At 72.6% G+C, this 23,020-nt stretch carries 20 protein-coding genes and 1 tRNA gene; 14 read left to right on the forward strand and 7 right to left on the reverse strand.

From position 1 onward, the window contains the following. Positions 1–6 precede the first annotated feature (6 nt). The 4 genes from B9O00_RS07295 to B9O00_RS07310 all read right to left on the reverse strand — a co-directional run bounded on the left by B9O00_RS07295 (position 7) and on the right by B9O00_RS07310 (position 6,304). Entirely contained in the window at positions 7–2,106 is a 2,100-nt protein-coding gene (locus B9O00_RS07295; RefSeq protein ID WP_085121808.1) for a TRAP transporter permease, read from the reverse strand. A gap of 116 nt (positions 2,107–2,222) precedes the next feature. Next, positions 2,223–3,170 (reverse strand): TAXI family TRAP transporter solute-binding subunit, encoded by a 948-nt coding sequence (locus B9O00_RS07300; RefSeq protein ID WP_085121809.1) that lies wholly within the window; start codon positions 3,168–3,170, stop codon positions 2,223–2,225. A 114-nt stretch (positions 3,171–3,284) separates the two neighbouring features. Further along, positions 3,285–3,752 (reverse strand): universal stress protein, encoded by a 468-nt coding sequence (locus tag B9O00_RS07305; protein WP_085121810.1) that lies wholly within the window; start codon positions 3,750–3,752, stop codon positions 3,285–3,287. Between the two features lie 50 nt (positions 3,753–3,802). After that, positions 3,803–6,304 (reverse strand): cation-translocating P-type ATPase, encoded by a 2,502-nt coding sequence (locus tag B9O00_RS07310; RefSeq protein ID WP_085121811.1) that lies wholly within the window; start codon positions 6,302–6,304, stop codon positions 3,803–3,805. A 277-nt stretch (positions 6,305–6,581) separates the two neighbouring features. Here B9O00_RS07310 and B9O00_RS07315 point away from each other — a divergent pair, with 277 nt between their 5' ends. Both B9O00_RS07315 and B9O00_RS07320 read left to right on the forward strand, forming a co-directional pair. Further along, on the forward strand, positions 6,582–8,264 hold the full coding sequence (locus tag B9O00_RS07315; RefSeq protein WP_085121812.1) for a Na/Pi cotransporter family protein: 1,683 nt from the start codon (positions 6,582–6,584) through the stop codon (positions 8,262–8,264). Positions 8,265–8,431: 167 nt separating this feature from the next. After that, positions 8,432–9,595, forward strand: coding sequence for an acyltransferase family protein (locus tag B9O00_RS07320; RefSeq protein ID WP_085121813.1), 1,164 nt, complete (start codon positions 8,432–8,434; stop codon positions 9,593–9,595). 225 nt (positions 9,596–9,820) lie between these two features. Here the strand turns inward: B9O00_RS07320 and B9O00_RS07325 are convergent, their stop codons facing one another. The 3 genes from B9O00_RS07325 to B9O00_RS07335 all read right to left on the reverse strand — a co-directional run bounded on the left by B9O00_RS07325 (position 9,821) and on the right by B9O00_RS07335 (position 12,079). Then, positions 9,821–10,090, reverse strand: a complete 270-nt coding sequence (locus B9O00_RS07325) for a DksA/TraR family C4-type zinc finger protein (protein WP_085121814.1) — start codon at positions 10,088–10,090, stop codon at positions 9,821–9,823. A gap of 192 nt (positions 10,091–10,282) precedes the next feature. Further along, positions 10,283–10,371: transfer RNA gene (locus tag B9O00_RS07330), tRNA-Ser, on the reverse strand. Between the two features lie 91 nt (positions 10,372–10,462). Further along, positions 10,463–12,079: an oligosaccharide flippase family protein gene (locus tag B9O00_RS07335; RefSeq protein ID WP_085121815.1), complete on the reverse strand. Its 1,617-nt coding sequence runs from the start codon at positions 12,077–12,079 to the stop codon at positions 10,463–10,465. On the opposite strand from B9O00_RS07335, the gene rplU reads away from it, so the two are divergent. The 12 genes from rplU to B9O00_RS07395 all read left to right on the forward strand — a co-directional run bounded on the left by rplU (position 12,066) and on the right by B9O00_RS07395 (position 23,006). After that, positions 12,066–12,380 carry a 50S ribosomal protein L21 gene (rplU, locus tag B9O00_RS07340; protein ID WP_085121816.1) on the forward strand — a complete coding sequence of 105 codons (315 nt, stop codon included), beginning with the start codon at positions 12,066–12,068 and terminating at the stop codon, positions 12,378–12,380. The two genes, B9O00_RS07335 and rplU, sit on opposite strands and share 14 nt — an antisense overlap. A gap of 33 nt (positions 12,381–12,413) precedes the next feature. Continuing rightward, positions 12,414–12,701 (forward strand): 50S ribosomal protein L27, encoded by a 288-nt coding sequence (gene rpmA, locus B9O00_RS07345; protein ID WP_085121817.1) that lies wholly within the window; start codon positions 12,414–12,416, stop codon positions 12,699–12,701. Between the two features lie 82 nt (positions 12,702–12,783). Continuing rightward, complete coding sequence (obgE, locus tag B9O00_RS07350) at positions 12,784–13,836, forward strand: GTPase ObgE (RefSeq protein ID WP_085121818.1); 1,053 nt, start codon at positions 12,784–12,786, stop codon at positions 13,834–13,836. 20 nt (positions 13,837–13,856) lie between these two features. Continuing rightward, a complete protein-coding gene (gene proB, locus B9O00_RS07355) occupies positions 13,857–15,005 on the forward strand; it encodes a glutamate 5-kinase (RefSeq protein WP_085121819.1) in 1,149 nt (382 codons plus the stop codon). A gap of 19 nt (positions 15,006–15,024) precedes the next feature. After that, positions 15,025–16,338, forward strand: coding sequence for a glutamate-5-semialdehyde dehydrogenase (locus B9O00_RS07360; protein WP_085121820.1), 1,314 nt, complete (start codon positions 15,025–15,027; stop codon positions 16,336–16,338). Then, entirely contained in the window at positions 16,335–17,042 is a 708-nt protein-coding gene (locus B9O00_RS07365; RefSeq protein ID WP_235017060.1) for a nicotinate-nucleotide adenylyltransferase, read from the forward strand. Before B9O00_RS07360 ends, B9O00_RS07365 begins: the two co-directional genes overlap by 4 nt. 152 nt (positions 17,043–17,194) lie before the next feature. After that, positions 17,195–17,530, forward strand: a complete 336-nt coding sequence (gene rsfS / locus B9O00_RS07370) for a ribosome silencing factor (protein ID WP_322111238.1) — start codon at positions 17,195–17,197, stop codon at positions 17,528–17,530. Positions 17,531–17,571: 41 nt separating this feature from the next. Then, on the forward strand, positions 17,572–18,042 hold the full coding sequence (gene rlmH / locus B9O00_RS07375; RefSeq protein WP_085121822.1) for a 23S rRNA (pseudouridine(1915)-N(3))-methyltransferase RlmH: 471 nt from the start codon (positions 17,572–17,574) through the stop codon (positions 18,040–18,042). A 94-nt stretch (positions 18,043–18,136) separates the two neighbouring features. Further along, positions 18,137–18,784: a 2,3-bisphosphoglycerate-dependent phosphoglycerate mutase gene (locus tag B9O00_RS07380; RefSeq protein WP_085121823.1), complete on the forward strand. Its 648-nt coding sequence runs from the start codon at positions 18,137–18,139 to the stop codon at positions 18,782–18,784. 82 nt (positions 18,785–18,866) lie between these two features. After that, positions 18,867–20,246 (forward strand): murein hydrolase activator EnvC family protein, encoded by a 1,380-nt coding sequence (locus B9O00_RS07385; protein ID WP_085121824.1) that lies wholly within the window; start codon positions 18,867–18,869, stop codon positions 20,244–20,246. After that, positions 20,246–21,580 (forward strand): S41 family peptidase, encoded by a 1,335-nt coding sequence (locus B9O00_RS07390; protein ID WP_085121825.1) that lies wholly within the window; start codon positions 20,246–20,248, stop codon positions 21,578–21,580. Before B9O00_RS07385 ends, B9O00_RS07390 begins: the two co-directional genes overlap by 1 nt. A 211-nt stretch (positions 21,581–21,791) precedes the next feature. Then, positions 21,792–23,006: a divergent polysaccharide deacetylase family protein gene (locus tag B9O00_RS07395; RefSeq protein WP_085121826.1), complete on the forward strand. Its 1,215-nt coding sequence runs from the start codon at positions 21,792–21,794 to the stop codon at positions 23,004–23,006. Positions 23,007–23,020: the final 14 nt, after the last annotated feature.

Consider the following 23,020-nt stretch of genomic DNA (forward strand, 5'->3'; position numbering starts at 1 on the left):
GCTGTCTCAGCCCGCGGCCGGCGCCGCCGCCCGGGTCCGCCACCAGACCCAGGCGGCGAAGGCCGCGCCGGCGGCCAGGCCGGCCTCGTCGCTGAGCGGCAGCGAGGCGATCAGCAGGGCGGCCGCGGCGAAGGACCAGAGCCGCTCCCACCAGGCCAGCGGCCGGCCGGCCCAGCCGATCGCGGTGGCGCCCCACAGGCCGATCGCGATGACCGCCTTGGTCACGGTGACGGCGACGGCGGGCCAGAAGCCGATCGCCTGGGCCAGCGGCCCGCCGTCCTGCAGCATGATGGTCGGCGCGTAGACCGCCATGAAGGGCACGACGAAGCCGGCGGCGGCGACGCGCACCGCCTGCAGGCCGATCTTCATGCCGCTCTCGCGGGCGATCGGCGCCGCCGCGAAGGCGGCCAGCGCGACCGGCGGCGTCAGGTCGGCCATGATGCCGAAGTAGAAGACGAACATGTGGCTGACGATCAGCGGCACGCCCAGCTGCAGCAGCGCCGGGCCGGCGATCGAGGAGGTGATGATGTAGTTCGGGATCGTCGGGATGCCCATGCCGAGCACCAGGCAGGTCAGCATGGTCAGGACCAGCGAGAGGAACAGCGAGTGCTGGCCGATCGAGACGATGAAGATCGCGAAGGTCGTCGCGGCACCGGTCAGCACCAGTACGCCGATGATGACGCCGACCAGGGCGCAGGCGACGCCGACCGGCAGGGCGTTCCTGGCGCCCTCGCCGAGGCTCTCCAGGCAGAGCCGCAGGGTCGCGCGGCCGCCGCGCACGGCCAGGTTGACCGCGACCAGCAGCGCGATCAGCGCCAAGACCAGGGTGATGCCGCGCAGCGGCGTGCCGAAGAGCCGGAAGGTCGTGCCGAAGGCGGCCGCGGCGAGCAGGCCGAGGGCGACCCAGAACAGCACCCGCAGAGCCAGCGGCAGGCGGTTCGAGACCGGCCCGCCGAGCACGATGAGCACGGTCAGGCCGAGCCCGACCGTGCCGGCGAAGAGCGGCGTGTAGCCTGAGAACAGCAGGTAGATCAGCGCCGCCAGCGGCAGGGTCAGGAACCAGCGCGCCCTGAGCGCGCCGAGCGCGCTCGGCAGCTCGGCCTTGGGCAGGCCCCAGAGGCCGAGCCGGCCGGATTCCAGATGGACCATCCAGAACACGGTCAGGAAGTAGAGCAGGGCCGGGACGATCGCCGCCTTGACGATGGTCACGTACTCGACGCCCAGGGTCTCGGCCATGATGAAGGCGACCGCGCCCATCACCGGCGGCATGATCTGGCCGCCCATCGAGGCCGTCGCCTCGACGCCGCCGGCGAAGGCCGGCCGGAAGCCGTAGCGCTTCATCAGCGGGATCGTGAAGGCGCCGGTCGTCACCACGTTGGCGACGCCCGAGCCGTTGATCGTACCCATCAGGCCCGAGGAGACCACCGAGACCTTGGCCGGGCCGCCGCGGGTGTGGCCGACCAGGCCGAGCGAGACGTCGGTGAACAGCTGGATCATGCCGGCGCGCTCGAGGAACGAGCCGAACAGGATGAACAGGAAGATGTAGGAGGAGGAGACGTAGATCGGCGTGCCGTAGATGCCCTCGGTGCCGAGGAACAGGATGTCGACGACCTGGTCGAAGGCGTAGGGCCGGTGGTCGAGCGGGCTCGGCAGCAGATGGCCCCAGAGCGCGTAGGCCAGGAAGACGGCGCAGATGATCGGCAGGGCCGGCCCGATCATCCGGACGCCGGCCAGGAAGACCAGGGCCACGGCGACGACGCCGACCGCGAGGTCCAGATCGTCCGGCATGCCGGCGCGCAGGATCAGGTCCTGGTAGAAGACCCAGTGGTAGAGCCCGACCAGGAAGCCGATCACCGCCGCGGCCGACCAGAACAGGCGCCGGCCCCCGCCGGCGGCGTTGGCGACCAGGCCGAAGAACAGCAGCAGCAGGAAGCCGACGTGAACCGAGCGGACGACCTGGCTGGGCAGCGGCGAATAGGCGGCGGTCCAGAGCTGGAAGGCGGAGAAGGCGACCGCGATGCCGAAGAGCAGACGGCCGAGACGGCCGGCGCCCCAGCCGGGGATGTGCTCGGCCTGGTCGGCCGCGGCCTGAGCGTCACTGGTCATGGCGTTCTGTTTCCTGGGCTCCGAAAGAGCGGCCCGAAACGGACCGACCCGGCCGCTCCCGCCCGGCGGGGACGACCGGGTCGCTGCCCTTGCCGATCAGGCCCGGAGGCGGTGCCTCACAGCAGGCCCTTTTCCTTGTAGAAGCGCTCCGCACCCGGGTGCAGCGGCACCGGCGAGTCGGTCGCCGCCTTGTCGAGCTTGATCGCCTTGGCGGCCGAGTGGGCGGCCACCAGGTCGCCCAGGTGCTCGAACAGCGCCTTGGTCATCTGGTAGACCGTCTCCTCGTCGAGGTCGGAGCGGGTCACCAGGTAGTTGATCACCGAGGCGGTCTTCACGTCGGCGTCCTGCCCGTCGTAGGTCCCGGCCGGGATCACCGCCGCGCGGTAGGGCGCGCCGATCTTCTCGACGACCTCGGCAGGCACCTCGACCACGGTGATCGGGATCGAGCTGGCGAGATCGCGCAGCGAGGCGACGCCGAGACCGGCCGACTGCAGGGTGGCGTCGAGCTGGCGGTTCTTCATCAGGTCCACCGACTCGGCGAAGGGCAGGTACTCGACCTTGCCGAGGTCGCCGTAGCCGATGCCGGCCGCGCCGAGGATGGTGCGGGCGTTGAGCTCGGTGCCGGACTTCGGCGCGCCGACCGACAGTCGCTTGCCCTTCAGGTCGGCCAGCGTCTTGATGCCGGACTCCCTGGAGGCGACGATCTGGACGTAGTTCGGATAGATCGCGGCGATCGTGCGCAGCTTGTCGAGCTTCTTCGGAAAGCCGACCTCCGCGTTGCCCTGCCAGGCGTTGAGCAGGGAGTCGCCGAGCGTGAAGGCGACCTCGCCGCGGCCGGCCTGGATCAGGTTGAGGTTCTCGACCGATGCCTTCGTCGACTGGACCGACGGGCGGGCCCCCGGCACGGCGCCGGCGTAGATCTTCTCGAGCGCGACGCCCAGCGGGTAGTAGACGCCCGCCTGACCGCCGGTCAGGATGTTGATGAAGGTATCGGCGTGAGCCGCGGTGGACACCGCCGCGGCCACGACCGCGGCCGCAAGAGCAAGCCCCGGACGGCGAAGCATGGATTCCTCCCTCTGTGTCAATCCGTCGCGGATTTATAGGGCAGGAACCGGCGAGTCACATCGCGAATTTTTCGCCGCCCCGCCCCGCCTTCGAGGCGGCCCCGGAAGCCGGCCTCAGCCGCCGTGGGAGCGCAGCACGAAGACCGAGCAGGGGGCGTTCTGGGCGACGTGGGCGGCGTTCGGCCCGATCAGGTAGTCGAGCATCTCGGGCCGGTGCGATTCCATGACGATCAGGTCGGCCCGGCGCTCCGCCGCGCAGGCCAGGACCTCGTGCCCGATGCTGCCGAAGCGGACCTCGCGCGCGATCTCGACGCCGCCCGCCCCCGTGCCCGCCCCCGTGCCCGGCGCCGCGCCCCCGGCCTCGGCGGCGATCGCCGCGAGCTTGCGCTCCGCGTCACCGGCCAGCTGCTCCAGCTGGAAGGGAAAGTAGACGCCCTCGAACATCGCCTTCAGCTCGCGCACGACGGTGACCAGGGCAACCCGCGCGCCGCCGGGCTCGGCGAGCGCCAGCGCCTGGGGCAGGGCGAAGCGCCAGCTGCTCGGCTGCGCGATGTCGACCGGAACGATGATGGACCTGTACATGCCGCCCCCTCCCTCCGAGCCCCGCCCTCCGGCGCCTGCCGCCGCCGCGCTCACAGCGACCGCCGCAGGCAGGCGGCGACGGCCAGCGCCGCCAGGCCCGCGACCACGGCGGCCGCGGCCGCGAGCCCCCAGTCCGCCAGATGCAGCGGGCTGAGATGCACCAGCCGGGCCAGCGCCGGCACCTGGACCAGCAGCCCGAGGCTCGCGAGGCTCGCCGATACCACGATCGCGGCGATCCTGGTAGCGGGGCCGCCGAGCACGACGGTGACGGCCGCGCCCGCCGCGATCAGCGCGCCGAGCGCCATCGCCCGGGCATGGCCGACGTCCTGCGCCGGTCCCAGCGCCCGCTCGAAGCCGAACGTCACGATCAGCGCCAGCGCCAGGCCGCCGAGGCCGAGGGCGAGCCAGGTCGCCGGGCCGAAGAAGCGCGGCCGGCGCTGGCGCGCGGTCGGCAGCAGCCGGCCGGACCCGGGCCGCTGCTGGAACACCAGCATCGCGGTCGGGTGGATGATCAGCTCCAGCCAGACGATGTGGATCGGCAGGTAGAGCAGCGGATGGCCGATCAGCGGCACCAGCGCCGCGCTGAGCACCAGCGGGATATGGATCAGCAGCAGGTAGGCGAAGGACAGCTGCAGGTTCAGGAACAGCTGGCGGCCCTCGGCGACAGCCCGGACGATGGTGCGGAAGTTGTCGTCGAGCAGCACGATCGCCGCGACCTCGCGCGCGCTCTGGGTGCCGCGCTCGCCCATCGCGATGCCGATGTCGGCGGCCTGCAGTGCCGGCACGTCGTTGACCCCGTCCCCGGTCACCGCGACGATCTCGCCGGCCCGCTGCAGCGCCTGCACCAGCGCCAGCTTCTGCGCCGGAGCGGCTCGGGCGACGACGTCGGCCGCCGCCAGCAGGGCGCCGGCCGGCGCACCCCCGGCGGCGTCGAGCGTGGCGGCGTCGAACGCGGCGGCGTCGAACGCGTCGGCCCCGACCACCGTCGGGCGATCGCCGCCCAGGCCGATCTCGCGGGCGATCGCCTCGGCCGTCGCCGGATGGTCGCCGGTCACCATGACCACGCGGATGCCGGCCCGACGGCAGTCGTCCACCGCCTCCCGCACGCCCTCGCGCAGCCGGTCCTCGAAGGCCAGCAGGCCGGCCAGGCGGTAGCCGGCTTCGGGCTCGGCCTCCGCCGGTTCGCCGGCGCGGAGCGGCCGGCTCGCGCAGGCGATGACCTTGTGCCCGGTGGTCGCGTAGGCGGTCACCCGCTCCCGCCAGGCCGCGAGCGCCGCCGGCGGGTCGGCGCAGCGCTCGAACACCGTCTCTGGCGCGCCCTTGACGACCGCGAGGCACGTGCCGTCGGGCAGGCGCAGGACGGCGGTCTCGCGGCGCCGCTGCTCGGTGAAGGCGAAGCCGGCGAGCCGCTGCGCCGCGACGCCCGGCGACGCCGTCGCGAGCAGCGCGGCGTCGAGCGGATCGCCGCTGTCGGCGCGCGCCGCCAGCGCGGCGAGGCCGACCAGGCGCTCCACCGTCAGGTCCTCGGCCGGCACGGCATGGGACAGCTCCAGGCGGCCCTCGGTCAGGGTGCCGGTCTTGTCGGAGCAGATGCAGGTGACCCGGCCGACGTTCTCGACGGCGACGGCGCGGCGGACCAGCGCCTGGCGCCGTGCCAGGCGATAGACGCCGACTCCGAGGAAGACGGTGAAGACCACCGGAAACTCCTCGGGCAGGGCCGCAACCCCCAGGGTGACGGCGCTGATCAGCGCGTCGACGAGGCCGTGGCCCTGGACCAGGCGGATCGCCGCGAGCAGGGTGCAGAAGGCCAGGGCCGCGGCCAGCATGACCGTGACCAGCCGGCCGATCGCCTGCTGCAGCGGCGTGCGCGCATGGCTGCCGGCGAGCGCCGAGCGGACGATCTCGCCGTAGAGCGTGCTGCCGCCCGTGTAGGCGACGCGCAGCGTCGCACGGCCGGCCAGCAGCCGGGTGCCGGCGAAGCCCCAATGGGCCGCCGCAGCCTCGCCGGGGAGCCCGGCCTCGGCCGGCAGGGGCCGCTTGCGCATCGGGGCCGCCTCGCCGGTCAGGCTCGATTCGTCGACCTGCAGCCCCGCGCCGGAGACGACGAGGCCGTCGGCCGGGAAGGCCTCGGCCGGCGCCACCTCGACGAGGTCCCCCGGCACCAGCTCCCGGGCCGGCACGACCCGGAAGCCGCCGTCGCGCCGCACCGTCGCGCTGGCGGCGAGCCGGCTCGCCAACCCTTCGGTCGAGGCCCGGGTGCGCCGGTGCAGATAGGCGTCCATGCCGGCGAGCGGCAGCAGGGCGGCCGCCAGGACCGCCGCCTCGACATAGTCGCCGAGCAGGGCGAACAGCAGCGCGACGCCGACCAGGAACCAGATCATCGGATCGCGCGCGGTGTCGCGGAGCAGGTCGCGCCAGCCGCCGGGCGGGGCCTCCAGGATGTCGTTGCTGCCGAAGCGGGCGCGCCGCTCCGCGGCCTCCGCCTCGGAAAGGCCGCGGTCGGAGGCCAGCAGGTCGGCCAGCCGGTCGGCGGGAAGAGGACGGCTCGGCATGGCGGCGCTCGCTCTCGGCGGGTCTCGAGGCTTCCCTCTGGGCTTCGCGCCGACAGTGTCCGCCGGGCGCGGCCGCACGGCAATCGCGGAGCGGCGCGGCCGCATCCGGCCATTTTCCTTGCGCCACTCCTCCCGATGCGGTCTTTTCGCCGCGGCGCGAAAGGTCGCGTTCCCGCGGCGGGCCGCGCCGATCGGTCGGCGGCGCGCGAAAACCGGAAGACAGCAGGGGTCCTTCGCTCTTGAGGCGCGCTGATCTCCCCCCTGGGGCCGCTCGGTCATGATTCTCGTCTGGGCACAGGCCATCGCCGGGCTCGGCCTGTTCTTTGCCGGCATGGAGCTGCTGTCGGGCAACCTGCGCAGCCTGACCAGCCGGCGGTTCCAGCGCGCCGTCGCGGCCTGGACGGCGACGCCCTGGCAGGGCTTCCTCTGGGGCGTGCTGGCCGGGGCGGCGACCCAGAACACGACGGTCGTCACCTTCATCGTCGTCGGCCTGATCGTCGCCCGCACCATCGACGTCGCGCGCGGCCTGCCGATCATCCTCGGCTGCAACGTCGGCATCAGCACCCTGCTGTTCATCGTCTCGCTCGACGTCGGGCCAGCGGTGCTGCTGCTGGTCGGCCTGATCGGCATCGCCGTCTCCCTGCACCGTCTGCAGAACTGGCACACCGTGCTCTGGGCCCTGTTCGGCGCCGCGCTGCTGTTCGTCGGCCTCGACTTCATCAAGACCGGCATGGCGCCGCTCGCCGAGACCGACCTGGTGCGCAGCGCGATCGAGGCGACGGCCGGCTCCTACCTGCCGGCCTTCCTGATCGGCGCGGCGCTGACCGTCGCGGTGCAGTCGTCGATCGCCATCTCGGTGCTCGCGATGTCGCTGACCGTGACCGGGCTGCTGGGCTTCGAGACGGCGGTCGTCGTGACCTTCGGCGCGAACTTCGGCGCCGGCCTCAAGACGCTGCTGCTGTCCTGGAAGCTGCGCGGCGAGGCCCGCCAGCTCGCCTCCTTCCAGGTCGCCTTCAAGGCCGTCGGCTGCCTGATCTTCCTGCCGCTGTTCTTCGTCGAGCTGGCCACCCGCTGGCCGCTGGTCCTGTCGCTGCTCGAGTGGATCAGCCCGCGGCCCGCGCAGGACGTCGCCTGGATCTACCTGCTGTTCAACTGCGTCACCGCGCTGACCCTGCTGCCGCTGCTGCGGCCCGCGGCGGCGCTGCTGGCGCGGCTCTGGCCGCGCACCCCCGACGAGGACGCGGCCCGGCCGGCCTTCATCGGCGACTTCGCCCTCGAGGATCCGGACCTGGCGATGGACCTCCTGGCCCGCGAGCAGCATCGCGTCTTCCAGGCCGTCGCCGGCCTGCTGGACCCCCTGGTCGACGACGGTCCGCAGGGCAGGGGCGGAACCGGGGGCGGGGGCGGAACCGGGGGCGGGATCATGGCTGCGCCGAAGAGCACAGCCGCGCCGCGCCAGGTGCTGCGCGCGACCGCGGGCTTCCTGGAGGACCTCGGCGGCCGGCCGCTGACCGCCCGCCAGTACGGTCGCCTCTACGGCCAGCTCGACGACCAGGACCACCTCGCCGGCCTGCTCGCCGACGTCGACCGCTTCGCCGGGACCCTCGGCCAGCTCGCCGCCGACGAGCGCGGCCGGGCGCTCGGCGAGCTCCTGGCCCACGCGCTGCACGCGGCGCTGCAGTCCTGCGCCGACGCCCTGGCGCCCGAGGCCGACGCGGAGAGCCTCGCCACGGCCATCGCGCTCAGCGGCGAGCGCGGACCGGTGCTGCGCGGCGTTCGCGAGGCCTATGTCGGCGACGGGGGCGACACGGTCCGGCCGGAGCTGGCGACGGGCATGCTGGCGGCCTTCTCGCAGTTCGAGCGAATCCTCTGGCAGGTCCATGCCATGGTCGCCCGTCGGGCCCAGGCGACGATGGAAGGCGGCGCGGTGGCGGAAGCGGCGGCGCTGGCCGCCGAGTGATTTCCGGCCACCGATCGGCGAGGCGTCGGAAAGACCGGGCCGCGCTCGATGGCGACGACCGCGACGGCGTCGTTCCGCCGCCGGACGGCTCCCTCAATCCCGTTGACCGGACCGATGACCCCACTCACTATGGGTTCGAACCGCCAAGCCTTTGATCATATTGAGAAATGATACAGGACCATTTGCCTGTCAGCCGTCGACGACTGGCCTATCTCGAGTGCGCGCGCGGCGTGGCCTCCGTCATCGTCATCCTTCATCATTTCTTCCTGGCCTTTTACCCTTCCGTCAAAGCGCCCGTCTCGAGCGGAGGGCTGAAGTTCACGCCGCTGTATCTCTTCATGAACGGCGAGGGCGTCGTCGCCTTCTTTTTCGTGCTTTCCGGCTTTGTCCTGACCGTCAAGCTCCATCAAGGCTTCTCACTCGAGGCGCTGCTTTCCTCGATCGTGAAGCGGCTGCCGAGACTGGCCGTGCCGGTCGGCGCAAGCGTGATCCTCGGGTTCCTGGTGCTCCGGTTCACGGGGGACCAGTACGCGCTGGCCGCGAGCCTCAACCGGTCGGCGTGGCTCCAGAGCTTCGGCAACGCTCACTTCCCGCTGAGCTTCGAGCCCTCCCTTCCGGACGCCCTCCGGCAGTCGCTGGTCGTGTTCCTGAGGCCCTACGATTTCTATTACAACTCGAACCTGTGGACGATGGGTCCCGAGTTCTACGGAAGCATGGTCGCTTTTCTGATCGTGGCCTTGACCGGCTTGTTCAAGGCGCGCAGAGGCCTTCTTGCTGCCGTCGCCCATGGCGGCCTCGTCATTGCATTCCTGGTCTTCTTTCCGCCCCTGGTGCCGTTCTTCGCCGGTTCCTATCTCGCCTTCCTCTGGGCGAACAGGAAGACCGCGCTGGAGATTTCGGCCGCGCCGACCATGGCGCTGCTGATCGGCGGAGCGCTGGGACTCTCCTTCGCGAATTGGGTCGTCAATACCCTGGCGTCGCTGTCCTTCATGATCGCGCTGCTGGGCAATCGCGCACTGGCCGGGCATCTGTCCGGCCGGCTCGCAGCGCTCCTGGGCATGCTTTCCTTTCCGCTCTATCTGGTCCACGCACCGGTCATCCTGTCGGCATCGAGCTTCGTCTATGTGCAGCTGTCGGCGGCCGGAGCTCCGGATCCCGCGGTCGGCCTGCTGACGCTGGCGGCGACGCTCCTCGCCTCGGGCCTCGTCTGCATTCCCTTCGTCTTCCTGGATTCCTCCTGGGCCGGCTGGCTGAACGCGGCGGTCAGGAGGCTGGTCGGCAGCGTCTTGGCGGCCTGCCGCAACCGTGCGGCGGCCCATCCGACGCGATAGCGGCGGCGAGCGTCGCGGCCAGGCCGAGAGATTTCTCCCGGATCGTGGTCGATCTCTCTGTTACATCTGGATAGAAGGCCGCGGCGGGCGAGACGCGGCGCAGCCGGCCCCAGGGCGGGAAAGGAAGAGGCACGGCGGCGAAGGTCGGGGCGAAGGTCGGGGCGAACGGCATCGCCGGCAATGCCCGCCGGCCGGCCCGGCGTGGACGGGAGGCGCCGCCGCGCGTCACTTCAACTGGCTGTCCTTCGAGCCGCGACGGTTGATGCCGCCCCGCGCAGCAGCCTGCGCGTCGCGCTCGCCCTGGCAGTCGATGCAGAGCCGAACGCCCGGGATCGCCTTACGGCGCGCCTCGGGAATCGGCTCCTCGCACTCCGCGCAGTGGGTCAGGCCCGGCCCCCCTGCGGCCCGCGTCGCCCGCAGGCGCTCCAGCTCCTCCGCGATCGAGGCCTCGATCTGCTCGTTCACCGCGCCGTCGCGCGCCCAGCCTCCGGCCATGCTCAGCACTCCTGTCGGATCCGACTCTAGGGCGAGAAGCTACGGCCGGTCAAAGCCGGGCCCTGCCCGCCCGGCAGGCACGCCGGCGCGGCGCCTGGAAGCGGCGGGTATCGGCGGCGTTCGGGTGGTCAGCGGCGGCCACTTCCGCGGGTTCGCCGGAAAGGGTTCGCCGGAAACATGATTTGGGCAGGATGGCGGAGGGGGTGGGATTCGAACCCACGGTACCCAGAAGGCACACTCGATTTCGAGTCGAGCCCGATCGACCACTCCGGCACCCCTCCGCCGGGGTCGAAGGGCGCGGACACTAGCCCAAGGCAAGAAGCCCGGCAAGCCCCGGAAAACGCCGCCCGACGGCCGTCCCGTCCGGCCGGCTCAGCGCCGCCGCGCGAGCAGATCGCGCAGCAGCCTGGCCAGCACCGCGAAGTCGTCGGCGGTCGGCACCGACAGCGCCGAGACCGACAGGCCGAGCCGGCGCCAGGCGGTGCGCATCATGTAGAGCAGGCCGGCGCCCTCGCCGGCGACCACGGCGACCGCCGCGCCGACGATGCCGAGCAGCGGCAGCAGCACGGCCAGGCAGGCGACCTGCAGCGCGAGGTTCAGCGACTCCGAGCCCAGGGTCGAGACGTTGTCGCCGTGCGCGCGCAGGCCGGCCGTCGCCATCTGGCGGGTCCCGGCCATCAGCCCGGCGACCAGCAGGATCTGGGTCGCCGGCACGGCCTCGGCGAAGGCCTGGCCGAAGACCAGCGGCACGAACCAGGGCGCCAGCACCACGCCGAGCGCGGTCGCGCCGCCGCTGATCACCACGTTGAGCTTGAAGTAGCGCGCGAAGATCAGGCTGCGCTGCACGTCGTCGTCGGCATTGGCGATCTTCGGGAAGGCGAGCCGCGACAGCGTCTGGGCGATGATGCCGACGGCGCCGTTCATCGCGCCGGCGACGGCGAACAGGCCGAGCTCCGCGGCCGGCAGATGCAGCGCGATCACCGCGCGGCCGAGGAACTGGTTGGCGGTGCCGACCAGGCCGGCGGAGTGGACGCCGACGGCATAGCCGAGCAGCGGCTTGAGGTCGCTCGCCACCGGCTTGGCGTCGCCGCCGCCGATGGACTTCGGCGCCCGCCACAGCAGGGCGATCAGCACCAGAACCTGGCCGAACAGGAAGGCCGCCACGAAGCCGGTGACGTTGGCGCCGAACAGCAGCACGGTGACGCCGATGCCGAGCAGATAGCCGGCCGGCTGCAGCGCGCGGATCAGGTTCCACTCGATCAGCCGCAGGCGACCCTGCTGGGCGCCCTGGAGGATCATCGCGATGTGACCGAGCGGGGTGAACAGCAGCACGACCCAGGCGGCATCCAGCGTCGAGCCCGAGACGCCGGACAGCAGGCGCGGCAGCAGCACCCAGCCGGCCAGGATCGCGAGCAGCGCCAGCGGCTGGCTGATCAGCAGGGCCAGTACGGTCAGCCGCCGCTCGTGGCCGCGCTGCCGGGCCATCCGGTAGACCAGCGCCTGGTCCAGGCTGATCGCCGAGATCGAGGCGATCAGGCCGCACCAGAGCAGCACCGCGGCCAGCTCGCCGCGGCCGGCCGGCAGCAACAGACGCGCAGCCAGCACGCCGGTGGCAAATCCGCAGAGTTGCATGAAGCCGGCAACGGCAAAGGCTACGACGATATCGCGCACGGACTCTCCGGGACTTCGCGGCTGCCGACGGCTGGGTAATGAGCCGGTGATGAGCGGACCGTCAACGGCGGCCATTGGCCCCGCTCCGGGCCGGGCTGTCAATCCGCTGAGCGCGTGTGGCAGAGAATGGTACACTGCCGGCCGCCGACCGGGGCACCGGCCGCCGGAAGCCCGGTTCCGGGCCGGCGGCCGCGGGACTCCGCCAAAGCCGTTGACAGCCGTTCGCCGCTCCGTATAGTGCGCCCTCCCGTGCGGGCCTTGGGGCCCGCGCAACCGTTTTACATGCCGTGCGAGTTCGGAACCGATGTACGCAGTCATCAAGACCGGCGGCAAGCAGTACCGCGTCAAGCAGGACGATGTGCTGACTGTCGAGCGTCTGCCTGGTGAAGCAGGCAATACCGTCACCTTCGACCAGGTGCTGATGGTGTCCGGCGAGTCCGGCCTCAGCGTCGGCAGCCCGACCCTTTCGGGCGCCAGCGTCACCGCCGAGCTGGTCGGTCCGGTGCGCGGCGAGCGGCTGACCATCTTCAAGAAGACCCGCCGCAAGCACCACCGTCGCAAGATGGGCCATCGTCAGGACCTGACGAAGGTGCGCATCACCGGCATCACGGCCGGCTGAGCGAGCGGTTCCGGCGGGAAAGGGAGCAGATCCATGGCTCACAAGAAAGCAGGCGGCAGCTCGCGCAACGGGCGCGACTCCGCGGGCCGGCGCCTCGGCGTCAAGAAGTTCGGCGGCGAGCAGGTCGTCCCCGGCAACATCATCGTGCGCCAGCGCGGCACGAAGTGGCATCCGGGCAGCAACGTCGGCCTGGGCAAGGACCACACGATCTTCGCCCTGGTCGAGGGTCAGGTGAGCTTCTCGAAGCGCGCCGGCGGCAAGACCTTCGTGTCGGTCGCCCCCCATGCCCCCGCGGCGCCGCAGCCGGAGGCTGCCGAGTAGCGCGCGCCCGATACCCTAGCTTTTCGAGAAACGGGGGATTGGCGCGCCAGTCCCCCTTTTTTCTTGCCCGCGGCCCCGACCCATGAAGTTCCTCGACGAAGCCAAGATCTTCCTGAAGAGCGGCGACGGCGGCCCCGGCGCCTGCTCGTTCCGGCGCGAGAAGTTCATCGAGTACGGCGGCCCGGACGGCGGCAACGGCGGGCGCGGCGGCCACGTCGTCGTCGAGGCGGTCGAGGGCCTGAACACCCTGATCGACTTCCGCTATCGCCAGCACTTCAAGGCCCAGACCGGCGGCAGCGGCGCCGGCCGCGACCGCAGCGGCGGCGCCGGCGAGGATCTGGTGATCCGCGTGCCGGTCGGCACCGTGGTGCTGGCCGAGGACAAGGAGACGGCGCTGGCGGACCTGACCGAGGTCGGCCAGCGCATCGTCCTGGCGCGCGGCGGCGACGGCGGCTTCGGCAACGCCCACTACAAGACCTCGACCAACCGCGCGCCCCGGCGCGCGGACCCCGGCTGGCCGGGCGAGGAGCTCTGGGTCTGGCTGCGCCTCAAGCTGATCGCCGACGCCGGCCTGGTCGGCCTGCCGAACGCCGGCAAGTCGACCTTCCTGGCCGCGGTCAGCCGCGCCCGGCCGAAGATCGCCGACTATCCCTTCACGACCCTGCACCCGAACCTCGGCGTCGTCGGGCTGGACGAGCGCGAGTTCGTGATCGCCGACATCCCCGGCCTGATCGAGGGCGCCCACGAGGGCGCCGGGCTGGGCGACCGCTTCCTCGGCCACGTCGAGCGCTGCGGCGCCCTGCTGCACCTGGTCGACGGCACCCAGGAGGACCCGGGGGCCGCCTACCGCACGGTGCGCCACGAGCTCGAGGCCTACGGTGCCGTGCTGGCCGGCAAGACCGAGCTGGTCGCGCTCAACAAGATCGACGCCCTGGACGAGGCCGAGCAGGCCGAGCGCCTGGCCGCCCTGCAAGCCGCCTGCGGGCGCCGGCCCTTCGCGATCTCCGGGGCGACCGGCCAGGGCGTGCGGGAGCTGCTGCGCGCGCTCTGGCAGGCGATCCAGGCCGACCGCGAGGCCGAAACCGAGGCCGAGGAGCGGCGCGCCGGGATCGAGCCGGCCGCCTGGCGGCCCTGAGGCGGCGGGAGGTTGCGGCGATGGCGCCCGACAGCGCTTCCGATACGGTCCCCGGGCACAGCCTGCCGCTGGAGCGGGCCCGGCGCCTGGTCGTCAAGATCGGCTCGGCGCTGCTGGTCGACGAGGCCGGCCGGGTCCGCCGCTCCTGGCTCGAGGCCCTGGCCGCCGACATCGCGGCCCTGCGCGGCTCCGGCCGCGAGGTCGTCGTCGTGTCCTCGGGCGCGATCGCCGTCGGCCGGCGCCACCTCGGCCTGACCCGCGGCGCCCCGAAGCTGGAGGAGAAGCAGGCCGCCGCCGCGGTCGGGCAGATCCGCCTGGCCCACGCCTACGAGGAGGCCCTGGCGCCACATGGCATCACCGTCGCCCAGGTCCTGCTGACCCTCGGCGACACCGAGGAGCGGCGCCGCCACCTCAACGCCCGCAGCACGCTGGCGACCCTGCTGAGGCACGGCGCCCTGCCGGTGATCAACGAGAACGACACGGTCGCGACCGCCGAGATCCGCTTCGGCGACAACGACCGGCTGGCGGCGCGCGTCGCGGCGATGATCGATGCCGACGCCCTGGTCCTGCTGTCCGACATCGACGGCCTCTACACCGCCGACCCGCGCCGCGACCCGGCGGCCCGGCACCTGCCGCTGGTCGAGGCGCTGACCCCGGAGATCGAGGCGATGGCCGGCGCGGCGCCGACCGGCTACTCCTCCGGCGGCATGGTCACCAAGCTGGCCGCCGCGCGCATCGCGCTCTCGGCCGGCTGCAGCATGGCGATCGCCAACGGCCGGCCGCCGCACGCCCTGGAGGCCCTGACCCGCGGCGGCAAGGCGACCTGGTTCCTGGCCCAGATCGAGCCGCGCCAGGCGCGCAAGCGCTGGATCGCCGGCGCGCTGATGCCCTGCGGCAGCCTGACCGTCGACGCCGGCGCGGCCCGCGCCCTGGCCGCCGGCAAGTCGCTGCTGCCGGCCGGCGTCACCGCCGTCGAGGGGCGCTTCGAGCGCGGCGACCCGGTGCGCGTGCTGAGCCCCGAGGGGCGCGAGCTGGCGCGCGGCCTGTCGGCCTATTCGGCCGAGGACGCCGCCCGGATCGCCGGCCACAAGAGCCGGGACATCGAAACGCTCCTCGGCTACCGTGGCCGCGAGGAGCTGATCCACCGCGACGACCTGGTGTTGAGCTGAGACGAGAGGCAGGCAAGCGATGACCGCCGACGCCGCGCTGAAGCAGGAGATCCGGGACCGGGAGGCCGACCTCGCCCCGGACCTCGAGAGCCAGATCACCGAGCTGGGCCGCCGCGCCCGCGCCGCGGCCACGGTGCTGGCCAGGACGCCGGCGGAGCAGAAGAACCGGGCCCTGCTGGCCGCCGCCGCCGCGATCCGTTCCGATGCGGGAATGATCCTGCGGGCCAACGGCCGGGACATGGAGGCGGCGCGGGCCAGGGGCATGACCGGCGCCCTGCTCGACCGCCTGGAGCTGACCCCGGCGCGCGTCGAGGCCATGGCCGCCGGCCTGGAGCAGATCGCCGCCCTGCCCGATCCGGTCGGCCGCACCCTGGCCGAGTGGCAGCAGCCGAGCGGCCTGCGGATCGCCCGGGTCTCGGTCCCGCTCGGGGTCATCGGCATCATCTACGAGAGCCGGCCCAACGTGACCGCCGACGCCGGCGGCCTCTGCCTCAAGGCCGGCAATGCCGCGATCCTGCGCGGCGGCTCCGAATCCTTCCACTCCTCGGGCGCGATCCTGGCCTGCCTGCAGCGCGGGCTCGCCGAGGCCGGCCTGCCCGAGGCCGCGATCCAGCGACCCGAGACCACCGACCGGGCCGCCGTCGGCCACCTGCTGCGCCTGCACCAGTACCTCGACGTGATCGTGCCGCGCGGCGGCCGCGGCCTGATCGAGCGGGTCATGAACGAGAGCCGGGTGCCGGTGCTGGCCCACCTCGACGGCCTCGTCCACACCTACCTGCACGCCGCCGCGGACCCGGAGAAGGCCCGCGCCATCGCGGTCAACGCCAAGCTGCGCCGGGTCGGCATCTGCGGCGCCACCGAGACCCTGCTGGTCGACCGCACGGTCGCCGCCCGCCTGCTGCCGCCGATCCTGGCGGATCTCGCCGCCGGCGGCTGCGAGCTGCGCGGCGACGCCGCCGTGCAGGCGCTCGACTCCCGAGTCGTGCCGGCGACCGACGCCGACTGGGACACCGAGTACCTGGCGCCGATCCTCTCGATCAGGACCGTCGAGGGGCTCGACGAGGCGCTGGCCCACATCGCCCGCCACGGCTCGCATCACACCGACTGCATCGTCACCGAGGATGCGGCAGCGGCCGAGCGCTTCCTCGCCGAGGTCGATTCGGCGATCGTGCTGCACAACGCCTCGACCCAGTTCGCCGACGGCGGCGAGTTCGGCATGGGCGCCGAGATCGGTATCGCGACCGGCCGGCTGCATGCCCGCGGGCCGGTCGGCGCCGAGCAGCTGACCAGCTACAAGTACCTCGTGCGCGGCAGCGGACAGACGCGTCCTTGATCGGCTCCCCTGGCTCGAGGCCGGCCGAAGGCGCGCCGCCGCGGCCCGGCCGGCTGGCACTGCGTCACGGCGGCCGGCCCCTGGTCGCACGCCGCCGGCTCGCGGCGGCCCTCGGCAGCCGGCTGCCGCGGCCGGGCCAGCGCATCGGCCTGCTCGGCGGCTCCTTCAACCCGGCCCACGCCGGCCATCGCCACATCAGCCTGCTGGCCCTGCAGCGGCTTGGCCTCGATGGCCTCTGGTGGCTGGTCAGCCCGCAGAACCCGCTCAAGCCGAGCGCCGGCATGGCGCCCCACGCGGCGCGCATCGCGCGCGCCGAAAAGCTCGCCAAGCATCGGGACATTACCGTGACCGGCATCGAGTCGGTGATCGGCACCCAGGCGACCGCCGATACCTTGGCAGCCCTGACCCGATATTTTCCCGGTGTGCAGTTCGTCTGGATCATGGGCGCCGACAACTTGCAGCAGATCGCCCGCTGGGAGCGCTGGCCACAAATCTTTCATGCCGCCGCCATTGCGGTTTTCGATCGTCCCACCTATTCTCATAGGGCGTTGGCGGCCAAGGCTGCCCGGCGGTTCCGCAGGGCGCGGGTGGTCGGACGGGCGGTAGGCGGGCTGGCAACGCGACCACTCCCCGCCTGGGCCTTCCTTCCGATCCCGCTGTCGAAACTGTCGGCCACGGACCTGCGTCGCCTCGAGGGAGGATAGGGTCGGCCGTCCGCCGTGGACGGTCCGCAATCGTAAGGAGAAGGCGAGCCATACCCACGAAATCCCTGGCGCTCAGCGCCGACAGCCAGCCGCTCTTCGCCTATGAGCCGGCCGGCGCCATCCGCGGCGGAGCGGTCGATCCCGAGCAGCTGATCGAGCTCACCCGCGGCATTCTGGACGACGGCAAGGCGGAAGACGTCGTCGTCATCGATCTCTCCCGGAAAAGCAGCTTCGCGGACACCCTGGTCATCGCGACCGGGCGCAACCAGCGCCAGATCGCGGCCCTGGCCGCACGTCTGCAGCAGGGCCTGAAGGCGGCCACTGGCCTGCCGGTCGCGGTCGAGGGCCTGCGCAGCTGCGACTGGGTGCTGATCGACGCCGGCGACATTGTCGTCCACCTGTTCCGCCCCGAAGTGCGTGAGTTCTACAATCTCGAGAAGATGTGGGGCATGGCACCGGCGACGCCGCAGCCGCACCCGCAGGCCTAGGACGCGCGGCGCGGCCGGCGGCCGCGCCGCGGACTGCGCGCATGCGTCTTCACCTCCTGGCGGTCGGCCGCCTGCGCGGCGGGCCGATGGCCGCGCTCTACGACGACTACGCCCGGCGCCTGCGCGGTCAGCCGCTCGGGCCTCTCGACCTGCGCGAAGTCGAGGAGAAGCGGCCGCTGGCCGCCGCCGCGCTCAAGGCCCGCGAGGCCGGGCTGCTGCTGGAAGCCTGCCCGTCCGCGGCGCGGCTGGTCGCCCTCGACGGCGGCGGCCGGACGCTGTCGTCGGAGGCTCTGGCCGAGACCCTCGGGCGCTGGCGCGACGAGGGCGTCGGCGACGCCGCCTTCGCGATCGGGGGGGCGGAGGGCCACGGCCCGGCCCTGCTGGCGCGCGCCGACCTCAGGCTGTCGCTGGGCGCGATGACCTGGCCGCACATGCTGGTGCGCGTGCTGATCGCCGAGCAGCTGTTCCGCGCCGACTCGATCCTCTCCGGCCACCCCTACCACCGAGCCTGACCTTTCGCCTCCCGCGCCCGTTCGCGGGGGCCTTTATTCCGGCCGATCCGGACGCTAAACAGGGGCCGCCGAACCCGAGGAGGACCCGATCGCGATGAACGCCCTCTTGCTGCTGCGCCATGGCCAGAGCGACTGGAACGCCCAGAACCGCTTCACGGGCTTCGTCGACGTCGACTTGACCGAGGCCGGCGAAGCCGAGGCCAGGAAGGGCGGCCGGGCGCTGCGCGGCATGCCGATCGACCGGCTCTACGCCTCGACCCTGAAGCGCGCCTACCGCACGGTCGAGCTGGCCATGGACGCCTGCGGCGACAACGAGAAGCTGCGCGACGCCGAGGGCCACTGGATCATCACCCGGCACGACGACCTGCGCGAGCGCGACTACGGCGACCTCGCCGGCCTCAACAAGGCCGAGACGGCCGAGCGCTACGGCAAGGAGCAGGTGCACATCTGGCGGCGCAGCTACGACGTCGCCCCGCCGGGCGGCGAGAGCCTGGCCGACGTCGTCGCCCGGGTCGGCCCCTACTACGAGCGCGAGATCCTGCCGAAGCTCCGGGCCGGCGAGACGGTGCTGGTCGGCGCCCACGGCAACACCGTGCGGGCCCTGCTGGTCGTGCTCGGCATGAACACGCCGGACGACATCTCCGGCGTCGAGATCCCGACCGGCGTGCCGATGCTGTTCGAGCTGAAGGACGGCCGCCCGACGGCCTATCGCTTCCTCGACGGCGAGGCCGCGGCGGAATAGCGCGCGCCGCGGTCCCCTCCTCACGGCATGATGAAGCGAGCGTAACGCGACGCGACACCGCTTTTTCGTTAGGCTGCCGCCGATGCGCCTGTCCCGCCTTCTGCTGTCGGCCGCGCTGCCCGTGAGTCTGGCGGCGGCTGCCTGCAATTGCGCGGAGGCGGCGGGCGACGAGCCGGCGGCGCCGGCCAGCAAGCTGCAGGATGTCCAGCAGCAGCTCGAACGCAAGAAGAGCCGGGCCGAGGAGCTGTCGCGCCAGCGTCAGGCGCTGCGTGACGAGATCGCCGGCCTGCGCCAGCAGGCGATCACCGCGGCGCGCGATGCCCAGAACCTGGAGAGCGACCTCGACGCCATCGAGTACACGCTCGCCGCCCTGCGCGCCGAGGAGGCGCGGCTCAACCACAGCCTCGACCTGCAGCGCCAGCAGCTGACCGAGACCCTGGCGGCGCTGCAGCGCGTCGCCCTGCTGCCGCCGGAGAGCCTGCTCGGCCAGCCCGGCGAGCCGCTCGATCTGGCGCGCGGCGCCCTGCTGCTGGGCGTCGCGGTGCCGGCGATCGAGGCCAAGGCGGCCAAGCTGCGCAAGGACCTCGAGACGCTGGCCGACCTGCATCAGCAGATCGACGGGCAGCGCCGCGAGCTGGGCAGCGCCGCGACGCGCCTGGCCGGCGAGCGCCGGAAGCTCGACAGCCTCGTCGAGCGCAAGCAGGCCCTCGAGGCCGAGACCGGCGCGCACCAGACAGCGACCGAGCGGCAGGTCGCGAAGCTGGCCGACGAGGCGCAGTCGCTGCGCGACCTGATCCGCCGCCTCGACGAGGACCGCAAGCGCCGCGAGGACGAGGCGCGCCGGGCGCGCGTCGCCGCCGAGCAGGCTGCCGCCGCCGCCGAGGCACGCGCCCGCGCCGAGGCGGCCCGGCAGGCCCAGGCGACCCAGGGCGGCCAGAGCACGCCGCCAGCGGCGGGCAAGGCCGCCCCGTCACCGGCGGCGGCCCCCCAGGTCGCAGCGGTCCCGAGCGCGCCGCCGGTCGATCTCGGCAAGCCCGACGGCCTGCGGCAATTCGACGGCAAGCCGCACACGCTGGTCATGCCGGTGCGCGGGCGCATCTCCCGGCGCTTCGGCGAACCGGCACAGGGCGGCTTCGAATCGACTCAGGGCATGACCTTGACGGCCCGCGCCGGCTCGACGGTGGTGGCGCCTTACGACGGCCGCGTCGTTTATGCCGGGCCTTTCCGCGGCTATGGGCTTATCTTGATCATCCAACATGGCGACGAATATCATTCCCTGGTAGCGGGCTTCGGCCGCTTGACGGCGGTTGTCGGACAGTGGGTCCTGGCCGGGGAACCGGTCGGTACGCTCCGCACGGGTGCGGAGCCCGACCAGAGGCTCTATCTGGAGCTGCGGAAAGACGGAGATCCGATCGATCCGCTGCCCCTGCTTGCAACTGGCGACGACAAAGCGAGAGGCTGATGCGATTCCTTCTTCCGGCGGCCGCGGCCGTCTTTCTGCTGACGGCGCTGCCGGCGACCCAGGCGGAAGACAACCAGTCTACCTACGAGCAGCTCAAGCTGTTCGGTGACGTCTTCGAGCGGGTGCGCAGCGACTACGTCGAGCAGGTCAGCGACGAGAAGCTGATCGAGGCGGCGATCCGCGGCATGCTCAGCAGCCTCGACCCGCACTCCAGCTACATGGATCCCGAGTCCTTCGGCGACATGCGGATCCAGACCCGCGGCGAGTTCGGCGGCCTCGGCATCGAGGTCACGCTGGACAACGGCGTGATCAAGGTGGTCTCGCCGATCGAGGACACGCCGGCCTACCGGGCCGGCCTCGAGGCCGGCGACCTGATCACCCACCTGGACGGCGAGCCGGTGATGGGCCTGTCGCTCAGCGAGGCGGTCGACAAGATGCGCGGGCCCGTCGACAGCAGCCTGACCCTGACCATCGTGCGCGGCGACCAGGAGCCCTTCAACGTCACGCTGAAGCGCGCGGTCATCAAGGTCCAGTCGGTGCGCAGCCACGTCGAGGGCGACGACATCGGCTACCTGCGCATCACGACCTTCAACGAGCAGACCTCGCCGGGCGTCGAGCAGGCGATGGAATCGCTGAAGCGCCAGCTCGGCGACAAGATGCACGGCCTGATCCTCGACCTGCGCAACAACCCGGGCGGCCTGCTCGACGAGGCCATCACGGTCGCCGACGACTTCCTCGACAAGGGCGAGATCGTCTCGACCCGCGGCCGTCACCAGGACGACACCAAGCGCTGGAACGCCACGCCCGGCGACCTCGCGGACGGCATTCCGATGGTCGTGCTGATCAACGGCGGCTCGGCCTCGGCCTCGGAGATCGTCTCCGGCGCCCTGCAGGACCACCGGCGCGCGATCATCATGGGCACCAAGTCCTTCGGCAAGGGCTCGGTCCAGACGATCATCCCGCTGGCCCAGCACGGGGCGATGCGGCTGACCACGGCGCGCTACTACACGCCGAGCGGCCGCTCGATCCAGAACACCGGCATCACGCCGGACATCTACGTCGCGCGTGCCAAGCTCGAGGAGATCAAGGGCGGCCCGCAGCGCCGCGAGGCCGACCTGCCGGGTGCCCTGACCAACGACACCCTGCCCAAGCCGCAGCCTCCCAAGGAGGGCGAGAAGGGCAAGCCGGGCGACCAGGGCAAGGACGGTGCGGGCAAGGCGCCCGGCGCGACGGCCGGCGGCAGCCCCGACGAGGCCGTCGACGACTACCAGCTGGCCCGCGCGGTCGACCTGCTGAAGGGGCTCTACCTGTTCAGCCAGCGGACCACCAACTGACCGTTCCGGGACGCGCGACCCGGGCGGCCGGCATGCCGTGCCGGCCGGCCCGGGCGCGGCGTGCGGCCGGCTTTCTCCGGCCGCCTGCTTCCGATAGGTTGCCCTGTCGGATCGGGCGCCGCGCCAACGGCCTGCCGCGCGACCGGCAGGTGCGAACCGGCAAGGGGGAGGCGGCCGCCGAGGCCGCCGGACAGTCGTGGGTGCAGCGTCGGTGAAGGACAAGGGACGCGGCCGGGGCGGCCGACAGCCGGGGCGGCCGCGTCGTCGCGGCCTGCTGGCGCTCGCCCTGGCTTGGCTGCTGCTGCTGCTCGCCGTCGGCGGCGCGCTGATCTACGCCTTCCTGAGCTACCAGGCGGGTCTGCCCGAGCCGGCCGTGACGCCGCCGCCGCGCTTCGAGGAAGCGCCGGTGCCGGCGCCCCAGCCGCCGGAGCAGAGTCCCGCCGGACCGGCGGGCGCGGTGCCCAGCGAGGCGATGCCGTCGACCGCCGCGCCGGAACCCGCCGAGGCGCCCACCGAGCCGCCCGCCGGCCCCGCGCCGACGCAGCGCAGCGAGGCTGAGCACACGCCCACGGCGCCGCCACCGCCGGCCAAGCCCGATCACGGCACCGAGGGCTCGGCCGGCCAGCACGCCGGGCCCGAGCAGCAGGCCGCGATACCGAAACCCGAGCCGGCGCCGCCGCCGGCCCCGGTGGAGCCGGCCTGGCAACGCTTCGCGATGCCCTACGCCGGCGCGCCCAGCGTGCCGCGCATCGCCGTGGTGGTGACCGGTCTCGGCCTCCACGACAGCCTGACCCGGGAGGCGATCGAGGACCTGCCGGCCGGTATCACGCTGTCCTTCTCGCCCTACGCCCGGGGGGTCGAGACCTGGCTGGCCCAGGCGCGCGCCAACGGCCACGAGGTCATGCTCGACCTGCCGATGGAGCCGACCAGCTATCCGAACAGCGATCCGGGACACTTCGCGCTCTTCGTCTCGAAGACGCCCGAGCAGAACCTCGACCAGCTGAGCCAGGTCCTGGCGCGCGGCAGCGCCTACGTCGGCGTCGCCGCCGTCATGGGCTCGCGCTTCACCGCCGACGCCGACGCCCTGCGTCCGGTGCTCAGCGCGCTCGGCGCACGCGGGCTGATCTTTCTCGACAACAGCGCCAGCGACAACAGCGTCGCGGTCAAGCTCGGCCGGCAGCTCGGCGTGCCGACGCTCTACAACGACCGCACGCTCGACGGCGAGTTCGTCCAGGCCAACGCCATCGACTCGCGGCTCGCCCAGGTCGAGCGGCTGGCCCGCACCAAGGGCGTCGCCATCGCCATGGCCAACGTCTACCCGACGACCTTCCGGCAGCTCGAGACCTGGGCAGCCGGGCTCAAGGAGAAGGGCCTGGCGCTGGCGCCGATCAGCTCGCTGATCGGCCGCCAGCCGCCGCCGGAATGACCCGAGAAGGAAGC

Origin of the sequence: Tistlia consotensis USBA 355 (genome assembly GCF_900177295.1) — a bacterium.
In the GTDB taxonomy this organism is placed as follows: Bacteria; Pseudomonadota; Alphaproteobacteria; order Kiloniellales; family DSM-21159; genus Tistlia; species Tistlia consotensis.

Excerpts from the sequence above, each read along its gene's own strand:
- B9O00_RS07295 (WP_085121808.1), bottom strand. The coding sequence starts at position 2,106 with ATGACCAGTGACGCTCAGGCCGCGGCCGACCAGGCCGAGCACATCCCC.
- B9O00_RS07300 (WP_085121809.1), bottom strand. The coding sequence starts at position 3,170 with ATGCTTCGCCGTCCGGGGCTTGCTCTTGCGGCCGCGGTCGTGGCCGCG.
- B9O00_RS07305 (WP_085121810.1), bottom strand. The coding sequence starts at position 3,752 with ATGTACAGGTCCATCATCGTTCCGGTCGACATCGCGCAGCCGAGCAGC.
- B9O00_RS07310 (WP_085121811.1), bottom strand. The coding sequence starts at position 6,304 with ATGCCGAGCCGTCCTCTTCCCGCCGACCGGCTGGCCGACCTGCTGGCC.
- B9O00_RS07315 (WP_085121812.1), top strand. The coding sequence starts at position 6,582 with ATGATTCTCGTCTGGGCACAGGCCATCGCCGGGCTCGGCCTGTTCTTT.
- B9O00_RS07320 (WP_085121813.1), top strand. The coding sequence starts at position 8,432 with ATGATACAGGACCATTTGCCTGTCAGCCGTCGACGACTGGCCTATCTC.
- B9O00_RS07325 (WP_085121814.1), bottom strand. The coding sequence starts at position 10,090 with ATGGCCGGAGGCTGGGCGCGCGACGGCGCGGTGAACGAGCAGATCGAG.
- rplU (WP_085121816.1), top strand. The coding sequence starts at position 12,066 with ATGTACGCAGTCATCAAGACCGGCGGCAAGCAGTACCGCGTCAAGCAG.
- B9O00_RS07335 (WP_085121815.1), bottom strand. The coding sequence starts at position 12,079 with ATGACTGCGTACATCGGTTCCGAACTCGCACGGCATGTAAAACGGTTG.
- rpmA (WP_085121817.1), top strand. The coding sequence starts at position 12,414 with ATGGCTCACAAGAAAGCAGGCGGCAGCTCGCGCAACGGGCGCGACTCC.
- obgE (WP_085121818.1), top strand. The coding sequence starts at position 12,784 with ATGAAGTTCCTCGACGAAGCCAAGATCTTCCTGAAGAGCGGCGACGGC.
- proB (WP_085121819.1), top strand. The coding sequence starts at position 13,857 with ATGGCGCCCGACAGCGCTTCCGATACGGTCCCCGGGCACAGCCTGCCG.
- B9O00_RS07360 (WP_085121820.1), top strand. The coding sequence starts at position 15,025 with ATGACCGCCGACGCCGCGCTGAAGCAGGAGATCCGGGACCGGGAGGCC.
- rlmH (WP_085121822.1), top strand. The coding sequence starts at position 17,572 with ATGCGTCTTCACCTCCTGGCGGTCGGCCGCCTGCGCGGCGGGCCGATG.
- B9O00_RS07380 (WP_085121823.1), top strand. The coding sequence starts at position 18,137 with ATGAACGCCCTCTTGCTGCTGCGCCATGGCCAGAGCGACTGGAACGCC.
- B9O00_RS07385 (WP_085121824.1), top strand. The coding sequence starts at position 18,867 with ATGCGCCTGTCCCGCCTTCTGCTGTCGGCCGCGCTGCCCGTGAGTCTG.
- B9O00_RS07390 (WP_085121825.1), top strand. The coding sequence starts at position 20,246 with ATGCGATTCCTTCTTCCGGCGGCCGCGGCCGTCTTTCTGCTGACGGCG.